The organism is Psychrobacter sp. AOP7-C1-14 (assembly GCF_052376135.1).
In the GTDB taxonomy this organism is placed as follows: Bacteria; Pseudomonadota; Gammaproteobacteria; order Pseudomonadales; family Moraxellaceae; genus Psychrobacter.
The window spans coordinates 41551-55586 of sequence record NZ_JBQSVH010000010.1; the positions used below are offsets into that span (position 1 = coordinate 41551).

Annotated in this window: 7 protein-coding genes and 1 pseudogene; 7 read left to right on the forward strand and 1 reads right to left on the reverse strand. The window is 40.5% G+C overall.

The window, feature by feature from the left end:
* Positions 1 to 145: 145 nt before the first annotated feature.
* Positions 146 to 1378 (reverse strand): efflux RND transporter periplasmic adaptor subunit, encoded by a 1233-nt coding sequence (locus ACT3QN_RS08405; RefSeq protein ID WP_444523891.1) that lies wholly within the window; start codon positions 1376 to 1378, stop codon positions 146 to 148.
* A gap of 695 nt (positions 1379 to 2073) precedes the next feature.
* Here ACT3QN_RS08405 and pilG point away from each other — a divergent pair.
* From pilG to ACT3QN_RS08440, 7 genes and pseudogenes are all read left to right on the forward strand, one after another.
* Positions 2074 to 2451, forward strand: a complete 378-nt coding sequence (gene pilG, locus ACT3QN_RS08410; protein ID WP_444520270.1) for a twitching motility response regulator PilG — start codon at positions 2074 to 2076, stop codon at positions 2449 to 2451.
* Between the two features lie 179 nt (positions 2452 to 2630).
* A complete protein-coding gene (locus ACT3QN_RS08415) occupies positions 2631 to 2993 on the forward strand; it encodes a response regulator (protein ID WP_444520269.1) in 363 nt (120 codons plus the stop codon).
* Positions 2994 to 2996: 3 nt separating this feature from the next.
* Positions 2997 to 3527, forward strand: coding sequence for a chemotaxis protein CheW (locus ACT3QN_RS08420; protein WP_444523890.1), 531 nt, complete (start codon positions 2997 to 2999; stop codon positions 3525 to 3527).
* A gap of 287 nt (positions 3528 to 3814) precedes the next feature.
* A pseudogene (locus ACT3QN_RS08425) lies at positions 3815 to 5101 on the forward strand (methyl-accepting chemotaxis protein); the annotation flags it as partial.
* A 183-nt stretch (positions 5102 to 5284) separates the two neighbouring features.
* Positions 5285 to 6133 carry a CheR family methyltransferase gene (locus tag ACT3QN_RS08430; RefSeq protein ID WP_444523889.1) on the forward strand — a complete coding sequence of 283 codons (849 nt, stop codon included), beginning with the start codon at positions 5285 to 5287 and terminating at the stop codon, positions 6131 to 6133.
* Between the two features lie 30 nt (positions 6134 to 6163).
* Positions 6164 to 13042 carry an Hpt domain-containing protein gene (locus ACT3QN_RS08435; RefSeq protein WP_444523888.1) on the forward strand — a complete coding sequence of 2293 codons (6879 nt, stop codon included), beginning with the start codon at positions 6164 to 6166 and terminating at the stop codon, positions 13040 to 13042.
* Positions 13035 to 14030, forward strand: coding sequence for a chemotaxis protein CheB (locus tag ACT3QN_RS08440; RefSeq protein ID WP_444523887.1), 996 nt, complete (start codon positions 13035 to 13037; stop codon positions 14028 to 14030). Before ACT3QN_RS08435 ends, ACT3QN_RS08440 begins: the two co-directional genes overlap by 8 nt.
* The last annotated feature ends 6 nt before the right edge of the window (positions 14031 to 14036 follow it).

The window sequence follows — 14036 nt, forward strand, 5'->3', positions numbered from 1 at the left end:
AGAATAGTGCATAATTAGATATAAATAGTATCTTAATACTCGGTTAGTGCTATATATAATAGGTCTATATTGCCTAATTTTGCTGTTACAAAACAAGAGAAGCTTTGTTAATGTTTCTACGCAATGTAACTGTCAACATAAGCTATTATGACACAATTACCTTTTTACCTTTAGAATCAATAGGTAAGTCAGCCAAGCAAATTAAGCTATCATTGCTCACACCTGCTATCAAATACTGCTGCGTGGTAGGATTGTACTCGACTACCTCGATAGGTTGGCGTGTCAAACGTTGATCTTGCCCAATTATCCAAACATTTGCAGTCAATGGTTGAAGTGGCATATAAGGAGGTGTTTGTAGTTCTGTCAGATCAACATCATGTAGCGCGCGCTCAGGTACGATAGTACCTACATCTATTTGACCATAATTGACGCGCCCTGTGACTTTCATATTTGGCTTTAATTTATCGCGACTAGCCTCGTTGTCGATAACATTAACATAGACCAAGAGCTTTTTAGGCTGACTGGTCGACACCAGCTTGCTGACTTGTCCTGTAAATTTATCCGAGAGACCTTCTACAGTAAAGTTAACGGTTTGACCTACTGAAAGCTGCGGTTTTGCCTGTATAGGAAGAGTGGACATAAAATGTAGTTTGGTCTCATCACTGATTTGCAGTAGGGAGTCGCGAGCAGCTAATTTTTGTCCTGCAATAGCGGATAAGCTCTCTACTCGACCTGAGAAGCTAGCATGAATGGTAATCAAATTATACTGTGCATCCTGTTTAACGGTATTAACGTCTGCATTCTGATTAATAGGGTTCTTGCTATCCGTATCTATCGCAGAGTTTGATTCCGATGTTTTGTCATTAACGTTGTCAGTCTTTCTAACAACCGCAATATCTGCATTTGGTGCAGATAGAGCAGGGGACTTAGTATCAGGATTTTGCGGATTTTCTGATTTGATTTGATTAGCACCCTCTGATTCTAGAGTCTCTTGCGTAGATTTTTTCAAGTCTTCAACTTTACTGGCAGTACCCACACGCCTAAAAGTAACTAATGGGCTCCCTTTTTCTACCCACTGACCTTCACTAACCAATGTCTCTTCTATCGTAATTGGATGTACCGCAACAAATGTGGTCTGCTGGATAGGTTCGATATTACCTTGTAATCCAAGGCTTGGTTGATATCTTGAAGTTTTAATACTTAGTATATGTTCTGGCGTCATTGTGACGCTGTCATTTGTGATAGTAAGCGGCGTGTCAGCACTCTCTTCTTTAGCATCCGTAACTACTGATTCATTTACAGGTGACGGCTGACAGGCAGCAACAAATAGCACGCTGAATAAGTAGAGGCTTTTTCTTAAATATCGAGAAGCTGTCATAGATGTCACCATTGTAGTCGTCATATCATTATATAGTGAATTGCAACGCGGTGAAATGACAGTAAGACATTTGCTAACCTCGAGATAACTGCCTATTAAGACATAAAAAATTTAAAATTATGCTTTTAGACAATAAGTACAGCTGTTTGTAATACCGATGAGTTTGGATATAGTTTTGTCATTCACTGGAAAAGAAATAATAGCTATGCTAAAACAAACACTATAAAATATATTGATACACTTTTATTACAAATGAAAATTATCCAGTAAGGTTTCCATTGAATATATACAATAGGCAAGCATAAGAAGAGCTTCTTTTTTCGAACTAAGCTCCCCTTCAGATGAAAACTAATATATTGCAGTAGTCTTAGCAAGATTTGAATAAATATCATATATGTATTATTTCATTATATATTTGAAGGGTAAGTCAGCCAATTAAGAGTATTCAAATAACGTTAGATTCCATGAGACTAATAACTACAAAATGCGTATAGTACGCTATGTTGATACCGCAATTGGTTGATACATATCAATCTGCAAAGAGTCGCTATCAACACAAATTTCAACGTAAACAATGCAAGCGTAGGCAATTATATCGATCTGACAATGAATGATATAAAAGCTAAAATAGCCAAGAAAATTTTGTATTGCTAGATAGCGTTACGAACAAATAGTCGTTTTATAGGATAATGAGAATGGAAAATGATTTTAATGGTTTAAAAGTAATGGTAATTGATGACTCAAAAACCATCCGCCGTACGGCAGAGACTTTATTACAAAAAGTGGGCTGTGAAGTAGTGACCGCTATAGATGGCTTTGATGCATTAGCAAAGATTGTAGATAACAATCCAGATATTATTTTTGTCGACATTATGATGCCACGTTTAGATGGTTATCAGACCTGTGCGTTGATAAAAAACAATCCTGATTATGCGAACACGCCTGTGATCATGTTGTCATCTAAAGATGGCCTATTTGACAAGGCACGTGGTCGTATTGTGGGCTCTGATGAATATCTGACTAAGCCATTTAGCAAAGATGAGCTTTTTGATGCTATCAATCAGTACCGTTAATCGAATAAATATAGACTTAAAGTTAGTGGTTGATATTATCGCACCAGATTATTCAATACAGAGTGATCACGATTGAAAAATTGTTACCAGTAGATTTATCAGTAATATTTTTAATCATTCTATCTGAACCATATATCAATATATTTTCATAGATATTTTAGAACATAAAGGAATTTGCTATGACTACTGTTTTAGTCATTGACGACTCGCCATCAGAAATGGCGAAATTTCGCGATATGCTTGCCAAAAACAACTTTCAAGTGTTGGAAGCGTCCAATGGTGAGCAAGGCTGCCAAATGGCAGCTGAACATCTACCAGATGTGATTTTAATGGATGTGGTAATGCCTGAGATGAATGGTTTTCAGGCCACACGTAAGATTACACGCGGTAAAACCACTGCGCACATTCCTATCATTATGATTAGCACCAAAAACCAAGAGACAGATAGAGTGTGGGGCAAGCGTCAAGGTGCCAAAGAATATATGAACAAACCAGTTGATGAAAGTGGATTGGTCAATATGATTCGTAAAGTGATGGAGTAACTTGTGGCTTCTAGAGGATTTATCGAGCTTCTGCGTTTAGCAGATTTGGCACGTGCGCGCAAAAGTGGTCGCCGCGGTGGTCAAGAGTTTGATTGGCAAGGTGTGGTATTTGAAATCGGTGGGCAGCGATTAGTTGCCCCTATGGGTCAGGTATCAGAGGTGTTGTCTATGCCAGAGTACACTAGCCTACCTCTAGTAAAGCCATGGATGCTAGGTATTGCTAATGTTCGAGGGCGATTGTTACCTTTGACAGATTTATCACACTTTTTACAAGTACCAAGTCGTGTAACACAAATGAGCCAACGAAAAGTTATTGTCATTGATTATGATAATAATTTTTCAGGACTATTAGTCGATCAAGTGCTTGGCATCGAACAGTTCACGCAAGAACAATATCGTCCAGAGGCCATTGACCCAGAGTCACCATTTGCGCCTTACAACCACGGTAAGTTTTTTAAAAACGAGCAAGACTGGTATGTGTTTATGCCAAGCTTGCTCGCACAGGACCCTCAGTATTCAGATGCTGCGATATAGCTATTGACTATATGACACCTGCCTGTCGAGTAATAACAGAATAATAGCGACTGGCATAATAAAGTTTGATGCCAGAAACTCAGCAATTATACAGGCTTTGCTAATCATTGTTTAGATAACAATAAGATTGTCAAAGTCAGCCACAATTAGACTTTGATGACTGTTTGAAAGGAAGACGCAAGATGAGTGATGTTATAAAAAAACCTGTAGATGGCAAAAATGCTGATAATACTTGGAAGCTTTTATTGGGGTTTTTTGTTCTATTAAGTTTGGCTTGTCTGATTTGGCTAGTTAACTCGCTATCATTGGTAAGTCAATATTTTGATAGTTTTAACCAATCGGTTGTTTTACCGGCAGCTGTATTTGCAATCGGAGCATTAGGAATCCTGTTTGCCTTGTATCAGCTACTGAAACAACGTGGTGGATCAGAGCGATTGCTTATTGAAAAAGAAACCTTACGTCGCCGTCAAGAAGCAGAGGCTGAATCCGAGCGAGCTCGTCAAATTCAAGAAGAAAATGAACGTAACCAGATCGCTATTTTACGTTTACTTGATGAGTTGGGTGATTTGGCAGAGGGTGACTTGACTGTCAATGCGACTGTATCAGAAGATTTTACAGGGGCTATTGCTGACTCAGTCAACTTTGCAATTGACCAATTAAGACAGTTGGTACTTGTTATTAACAGTACTGCTGACCGAGTATCGCAGTCTTCAGATCAAACGCAGATGAATGCTGTTGAATTAGCCGAAGCTTCCGAACACCAAGCACAAGAAATTGCTGGTGTATCAGCGGCTATTAATGAGATGACAGTTTCAATTGACCAAGTCTCGAACAACGCTGCAGAATCTGCAACGGTTGCCCAGCGTTCAGTTGCTATCTCTCACAATGGAGCAGAAGTTGTACAACGTTCTATTGAAGGTATGAACGTTATTCGTGATCAGATTCAAGAAACATCAAAACGTATCAAACGCCTTGGTGAGTCTTCGCAAGAGATTGGTGATATCGTTGGACTGATTAACGATATTGCTGACCAAACTAACGTTTTGGCATTGAACGCCGCTATTCAGGCATCGATGGCAGGGGAAGCGGGTCGAGGTTTCGCGGTTGTTGCTGATGAGGTTCAGCGTCTGGCTGAGCGCTCAGCGAATGCTACTAAGCAGATTGAAACATTGGTAAAAACGATTCAGACCGATACCAACGAAGCGGTTATGTCAATGGAATCAACAACTTCTGAAGTTGTACGCGGTGCACGCTTAGCAAAAGATGCAGGTGAAGCACTAGAAGAAGTACAGAGTGTTTCTAACACCTTAGCTGACTTGATCCAAAACATCTCAAATGCTGCATTACAGCAGGCTGAGTCTGCTGGTCACATCTCTCATACCATGAACATCATTCAAGATATTACCTCACAAACTTCTTCTGGAACGATGGCAACAGCCCGTTCTATTGGTGAGCTAAGTGAAATGGCAGCAGCCCTTCAAGAATCGGTAACTGGTTTTAAAGTGACGAACGATGATGAACTATTAGATTATGACGCATTGGATGCTGACAGTGCGTTAAGAGAAAGTGTTTAATAAGTAGCTATTATTTTCGAACCAGACTGGCAGCATGTATGATTTTTCATATGGAATAAAGTCGCTGTCGTGAGAGTGATCGAAGAAGCTGTATTTATAGTAGGTGGTATATTTAGCTCAAATAATATTAGTGAGTTAAATTATCTACTTAATATAGCTAGGCTGATGTTAGGTAATATTTTGATGAAAGTTGATAGTTTAGATGTACATCGATGGCAAAGGTACATAGAGCAAGAGACTGGGTTTGTACTGCCAGATATACAACTGCAGTGGTTGGCTAATGCAGTCGACTGTACAGCACTATCAAACGGATTGAGCGTTCAACAATTATGGTATCGATTATCAGAAAATGATGAGTTGCGTCAGCAAGTATTAGATAAAGTGCTCATTCATGAGAGTCGTTTTTTTCGACATAAACCCTCTATCGACTTTATCGCAGATTATGCCTTGCAGCATCATAAAGCGGACAAGGTTGATAGTTTGTTTCGTATTTGGAGTGTTGGTTGCGCAAGTGGACAAGAAGCTTGGTCATTGGCTATGAGCTTAGCAGCACAGCACTGTCGAGAATATACAATATTAGGGACAGATGTCAGCGAAGAGGCTATTAAAAGCGCACGGTTAGGACAGTACGATAACAGGCAGCAGTCCTTGATTCCGCAATCGTGTCAACCATTTGTTCAGCTGCTGCCAGCTAAAAGCAGGTTAAACGCTGCCACGTCAGAAATGGCTAATAAGATGCAAGATAATTGGCAAATAGCGCCTATATTGCAGCCACATGTCAATTTCTCTGTACATAACATTTTGGAAAAAGAACCACCCACTACGCACCTTCAGCACGTTATTATTTGCCAAAACATGCTGCTATATTTTAGAAAATTTGATCAGCGTGATATTTTGGCACGGTTATCAGAGCAGTGTGCGTTAGAGGGATATATTATATTGGCTCCAGGTGAGGCGTTGTTCTGGCGTCCTTCAAATATGCGCCGTATTGCGCACCCACAAGTTAATGTGTGGCAAAAAATTAGTGCCTAAATTAGTGCATAGAAGAGTTAGGATAAACCTATGAAAAACCAGCCCAATGACATAGTGACGTTTGAGTGGTTGCTACCATTATTCAATCAGCAGTTATCACAGGTAACTGACGGTTGGCAATTAGGTGAATCTAGCATCGATTATGAGCAGCTAACATCAAGTTATCATCAGATTAGTGGTGCGCTCACCATGCTCAACCTGCCGTTGCTAGCAAGTATTGCTAGTAAATTGAGTCAACTTGCAGAAGTAGAAAGTTATGATGAGTTTTCTACTGAAGAGCGCCGTATAGGTCAATTCTCTCATCTATTGTTAAAACGTGAGATTAATCAGTATGCGCGTACAGGCATCTATCATATAGCGCTAATAAGTAGGGCAGTTGATGAGCTGGCCCAAGTCTTGTCTCAACGAGGAATAGAAACTGAAGCCCTTATCAACGTTAGTGATATTCAGCGTGAGTACGTAGATGATCATGCTAATTACGAAAATATCATCAATAGTATTGGAGCGGCTGTTCCGTCAAATCAAGCAAATACTAACCTAACGAGCGAACAGTGCCAGCAGTTGTTACTCGTATGGCGTCAGCAAGTGCAAGTATTACTGAGCACCAATAAAAATCAGCCATCAGTACTCAGTACTTTGGAAAAAGCTAGCCAGTATCTATGGCAAACAACACAAGATAGCGACTTACAAAAACTATGGTACTTGACCAAATCACTGCTCAGCGACCTAGCCTACAACGAGACGCCGCTTCCTGAGTGTTATGCACCATTATTAGGTCAGCTTGATAAAGTTATAGAATCTTGTGCCCAGTCAAATGAAGTGCCTTCAAATATCGTTGTAAAATTGACCATAGCAATCTATGTCGAATTGAGTTATCTAACACACAGTAGCAAACGTACCCAGTCTATTTTAGATGAGGTATTGCAGAGCACCACGACAGCGCCACGTTTTTTACCGCAATTATTAACTCAGCTTGAGGCGCTTATCTTTAAGCTAGATGAGCCTGATACTTTGGTAGCACCTTTACAACATATCAAAGAACAACTCAGAAACCGAGGCTGGACTTATTATGTGTCTCAAGTGGAATCAATCCTTACAGATCTAAAGCAGTCTCTCGTATCAGAAACAAGCTTTACGCAGGAACAATGGCAAATTGAGCGCAAGCTGCAAGAGCTATATAACGCTATTTATAGTACTGAGCAAACCATTTCACTTAAAATTGGTGATGCGACTTCTTTCGCTACTGTGCCTGAAGTGACTAGTAGTCATGAGACAGAGTTGACAGGTAAGCATGAGACCATTCCTACCAATGACGGCTTACGTGAGCTGCGAATAGCCGTAGAAGGGATAAAGCAAAGTTTCAACGAGTATATACAACATCAAGATATTGGATTGTTGCCAACGACTACTGATTTCACCAGTGTTGGTCAGGCCTTTGATGATATGGAACTACCAGAAATTCGTCATACAGTAGAGGATATAGGTAGCCTATTTGCACAGTTAACTACTCGTAATATCACCACCCCAAGTTGGAGTTTGGTGCAAGCGTTGGCTGAGAGCTTAACCTCTGTTGAGCTATTACTTGATTACCTTGCACAGCAGGTTTTTGATCAGCAGTTGCTCACTTTAGCAAACGAACATACGGCCAGAGCAACACAACTTCTTAATACTTATATCGCATCACCAGAAATGACTAACGAGACTGCAGTCACCCAGAAATTAGCGGCGACAAATGTTGTACGTTACGATGATAGTGGTGAGATCGACCCAATCATTAATATAGATGATGAACATGTAGCTGAACAAAACAACTCGAGCCCGTCCAATAATACTGAAAGTGATGCACTAAAACAGGCGCGTGAAAACGTGAAGCCCGATAATTTTGACAACTTTGAGACGGATGAAGATGTACACAATGTCTTTATCGAAGAAGTGACAGAAGTTATTACTGATCTTGAAGATTTTCTTCCTATTTGGGCGCAAGACTCACAAGATTTAACACCATTGACCGAAGTGCGCAGAGGTTTTCACACCCTAAAAGGCTCAGGTCGTATGGTTGGTGCTTTTAGTATCAGTGAGATAGCATGGTCAATCGAAAACTTACTCAATCGTTTATTGGATAAAACATTACCAGTAACAGATGAGGTTGTAAATCTAGTAATTGAGACAACAAAAACTCTACCAGTATTGGTAGCAGATTTTTCAGCGCAGCGACCACCAAGTTTTGATCCTGCGATTGCTATTTTACGAAGCAGTAATTTGATGAGCCAGCAGCCTGTCAATGCTGGACTGACGCTAGCTGAACTTGAACCTAAAACGGCTGTGTTAGATGATGTAGAAATAGAAAAATCACCAATACAGATTGATGATACCGATAACGATTCTAATAACGACCGCACCTCGTTAATTACTAACTCGAGTAACAAAGAAGCCAATATCAACGAATATCTATCTACATTGGCTATTTCAGAGAGCCTGGCACCTTTTATTAAAGACACCGACCAACTACCAGCTGATGCCAACGATGCAGATCCTGATATCAAAGAGATATTTATAGAAGAAGTCAATGAAGTATTGGCAGAAATCGTACCTTTATATGAAAGCTGGCAGAAAACACCGACCGACCTAGAAGGCCTAAAAGATATTCGCCGTGGATTTCATACCTTAAAAGGTTCAGGCCGTATGGTAGGCGCTAACTATACAGCTGAACTGGCATGGTCTATAGAAAACATGCTTAACCGCGTTTTAGATAGTAGTATTGCTATGTCAGCTGATATGCGTCAGTTGATTACAGATGTACTAGCGGCTTATCCTAAAATGCTAACAGCATTTGAATATAATACTCAAGACTATCCAGCTGTCGTTCCAATGTGGATTGCGTGTGCTAATGCGTATAGTAAACAGAAGGGTAGTGAATTCAGCTATGTTGATTTGTTTGCACAATCAGTAGATAGTCCTACAGATGAGATAAATGAAGAGACGACATCGTGGCCTGATATGGCTGATACTGGCGATGCTTATGATGATAGTGAAGCAATAGACTCGACCTTGCAAACCTTTCACTCAGTCAATGAAAGAATGGCAGAGGCAAGGATTGTCCTTAGTCCTCAAACCGAGGAAGAGAAAGCATTTTGTAAGATATTTATCGATGAAGCAGAGGAGCTGCTTGATTGTATCGAACAGTTTGTCAAAGATAATAGAAACCAAAATCATATAGAAATCACAGATGAAATTGTACGCGCATTCCATACTTTGCGCGGCGCTTCTGGATCTAGTGCTTTGGCTGCAATCAGCGAGGTCAGTGCAACTATCGAGTATAGCTTAGAGCTCTTACAACAACAAGATAGAGGGATGAATGCTCAACACTTGGAAGCGTTAGCTCAGTCAGCTACATTAATAGATGGCTATCTAAATAATTATAAGCAAAATATAGAACAGCATGATGACTTGCTAGAGAATGATGGTTCGCAGAGTCAAAATGATATAGCGTCGTTGCAAGCCATGCTTGGTGAGCAACACGTGGTTAATGACACTACCATTATCACGAATAAGAAACCGACGATAGAAGAGTTATTAGATAGTAATATTGATACGTTGCTTGATGCTGAGTGGGAATTAGATGATGCATTGAATCATACTGATGTAGAGCATGTCCAAGGTTATGTAGATCAGCAAGTATCACAAATAACTTCTCTCCTGGAGAAGGCGCAAGCATTTCCAAAGTTTGTCAAAATTCTTGATGAACTTGGTAATGTGTATCGTTATTTGAGCAATAATCTTGATAAAGCCCAAGATAAAAACATTCAAGCAATATTGCATGCAGGTCATGCTCAACTAATAGGCTTGTTTGATGCTTTAGCTGGAAGTACGTCTTTAAAAGTAGATAAACAAGTCATCGATGAGCTACAGAGTATCTATCAAGAAAGTGACGATAACGAAGACGTTGGTTTCGTTGTTAGAGCGGTTCCAGCACCTGACCTACAGTTTGAGACCATTGACACTGATGCTGAGCTATTAGAAATATTTTTAGAAGAGGCGCAAGAGCTTGATACTGCACTAGATGAAAGCTTCAATAAATGGCGTGTCGATATCACAAATATAAATGCATTGAAGGTTTTACAGCGTCACCTGCACACAATTAAAGGTGGTGCACGGATGGCGGGTATCCGTAGTATTGGTGATTTGACCCATGAAGCAGAAAGTGTCTATGAGTCGTTTGTAGAAAACCGGAGAGCACCAACAGCGCAGTGGCTTGAAATCATGCAAATGGTGCAAGATACAATGTCGCAGCAAGTAATGCACATTGTGAATCATAAACAGTCTTTCTTTACTCCAGAGCTTATTGAGCAGTTGCAAAAAATTGAAAAAGCGAAAGCTTTACCAGAAACAATTAATTTAGTCATACCAGCACCGAAAAGTCATTTCGAACCTACAGAGAGTAGCCTTGCTAACGATATTGCTGACAAGAACAATGAGTTATTGAGTACCCTAAGTCTAGATAGCATGATTAAGCAATCGTGGGCTAATGGATTGCCTGACCCTGATATATTAGCGGTATTTTTAGAAGAAGCAGAAGAGCTTACCAATCGTAATAAGTATCTGCAATTGTTCTTGAAAGACATAGGTAATACCACAGCATTACAAGCACTCCAGCGTGATTTGCACACCATAAAAGGTGGGGCGCGAATGGTTACCGCCTCCGGTATTGCTGACTTGGCGCATGAGATGGAGTCAGTCTATACCGATTTTGTCAGTAATCGACGTCCAGCTACTAAAAAAGTATTAGAGTTGCTGGTTGCAAGTCATGACTGGCTAGCTGACGCAGTATTTATTCTTCAACAGCAGGTTAACCCACCGACACCGACGTTATTGATTGAAGCGTTAGAGCAGTTTAGCAAAAACCCTGACAGTCTAAAAACAATACCTAAAGAGTCTTTACAAACGCAGCGTGAAGCAGTCTTAATTGCCAAAGCAAACCAAGACTCACAGTATCTTGCAAAAGATATCAGTGAAATGCCATCTATGCTTAGAGATACTCACGAAGAAGAACAGAGCACTAGTAGTAATGAAATGATTCGTATCTCGGGTGGTTTGATCGAGCATATGATTAATCTATCTGGTGAGTCAGCAATTAACCGTGCTCGTATTGATATGGGTATCAGTAGTTTAACAAACAGTATTGAAGAAATGGGTACAACGGTACAGCGTTTGGCAGATCAGTTACGTCGTATGGAAACTGAGCTGGAAGCACAGATTTTGTCTCAAATAGATGATGAACTCATACATAACGAAGACTTTGACCCTCTAGAAATGGATCAATATTCCTCTTTGAATCAGTTATCCAAGTCATTGACAGAATCGGCTTCAGATTTGGTTGATATTAACCATACATTGTTAGAAAAGACACGCGACAGTGAGAGTTTGCTACTACAGTTGTCTCGTACCCAGACTGAACTGCAAGATGGCCTGATGAACTCACGTATGGTGCCATTTACGCGCTTGACACCACGTCTTGAACGTATCGTACGTCAAACAGCCAATGAGCTTAATAAGTCTGTTGATTTGACTATCATCAATGCTGATGACGAGATGGATAGAACCATTCTAGAGCGAATTACTTCACCGCTTGAGCATATGTTACGTAATGCTGTTGATCATGGTATTGAAACCACGTCAACCCGTCTGAAGTCAGGCAAAGAGCGTAGTGGACGTATTACTCTTGAGGTAAATCGTGAAGGTAGTGAAATCATCATAAAGCTAACAGATGATGGTCGTGGTATTGATGTTGAAGCAGTACGTAGTAAGGCCGTCTCTCAAGGTCTGATTGATAAAGACGATGATAGTTTGTCAGACCTTGATATTATGCAATATGTCTTCAATGCTGGATTAAGTACTAGTCAGCAAGTGACTCAGATTTCTGGACGCGGCGTTGGTATGGACGTTGTTATTAGTGAAATTCGTCAGCTAGGTGGGGCGGTATCTGTTGTTTCAGAATCTGGCAAAGGCTCAAGTTTCACAATGCGTCTACCATTAACGGTAGCTGTGTCTGATGCATTGGTTGTTCGTGCTGCAGATCGCTACTATGCGATTCCATTGGTACAGATTGAGCGTGTGGTTCGGGTTAATCCAGAGAAACTTTATGACTATTATCAATCAAATGACGCCACGCTAAATATTGAAGATACTGAGTATCGAGTACGCTATCTAAATGAGATTCTATCAGGTAATAAATTAAATGAGTTGGTTGTAAATACCAATACTAGCTTACCGCTTATCATTATTAAAAACCGTACTGGACAGAATATTGCTTTGCAAGTGGATCAGATTGCAGGCTCGCGCATAGAAGTCGTCGTCAAACCTTTAGGTCAGCAATTATCAAATATTCCAGGGGTTTCAGCTGCTACTATTATGGGCGATGGCTCAGTGATGCTCATTTTAGATTTGATTGCTCTCATGCGTAATGCGCAGTTGGTCAAAAACATTACGAAAGCTGTTGACACCAAAAAAGGGCGCATAGAGTCCAAACCTAATATTCTAGTCGTCGATGACTCCGTGACGGTGCGTAAAGTAACCTCACGTTTCTTAGAGCGTCAAGGGTTCAATGTGGCAGTCGCTAAAGACGGTATTGATGCGATCGAGATACTGCAAGACGTCACTCCAGATATGATATTACTTGATATCGAGATGCCTCGTATGGATGGCTTCGAAGTGGCGACTCAAGTCAGACATAGTAGTCGTCTGAAACAAATTCCAATTATTATGATAACGTCACGTACTGGTGAAAAGCATCGTGAGCGTGCCCTAGAGATTGGCGTAAATGATTATATGGGCAAACCATTCCAAGAAAAAGAGTTGCTTAATAAAATGCAAAAATTACTAGGTGAAGGGGTTAGCCTGACTAATGAATGATAATGCACGTGTTTTAGCGCTGCGAAAAAAAAATAAAAACGATATTAAGGTGATGGTGGTGGCAGAAGATCACCGCCAGCGCATGGCTTTTTCAGATACGGTACGTGGTTTTGGTTTTACGCTGGTCGGCTGCGTTTCACGAGCACAGTGGCAGGAGACACATGCATTGTCTCATGAAGCTATTGATATTTGGCTAATAGACAGTGATTATGATGACAATGTGGCAGTCGCGACTGTAGCATCCAGACCAGCAGCAGTATTGGTAGGCTTCAGTCCGGCTCCATATCTAAATGAATCCCATGAATACGCAAAATGGCAACGTAAATTGAAGCGTAAGTTTGCCCAATTGCTTGACTTGCCAATATTGGCAGATGCTCCAGTTTATAAGAGCAATGATAATGATTGGTGTTATGTCGTATTCTTGGGCGCCTCTATGGGTGGTCCTAGTGCGGTAAAAGAGTTTTTAGATAATGTACCAGCCACATTACCAGTATGTATTTTATTGGCACATCACTTCAATCAGGCTATGATTGGTACGTTACCCCGTATACTTAACCGCCATAATGACTGGCGCTGTAAAGTGATTGCCTCTTCACAGCGATTGCGAGCAGGACAGTGTCTGATAGTCCCTATTGATAAACAGGTTGTCTGTGATTCGACAGGCCGCGTGATACTATTGGATCAAGAATGGTGTGGTGAATATAAGCCTGCAATTGGACAATTACTCAAAAATACCAGTGATGTTCATGGTAGCGAGCTTATCAATATTATATTCTCAGGTATGGGTAACGACGGCTCTCAGTATTTAGATTTAATCCAAGACAATAATAGTCAGTTGTGGGCACAAGATCCAAGCTTGAGTGCATGTCCAAGTCAACCTAAGGCTATTATTGATTCAGGGTACTGTGGCTTTGTTGGTAGCCCTACCGAATTAGCAAAAAAACTAATCGATTACATTAGTGAAAGGGCAACTATCCATTTACATTAACTCGTT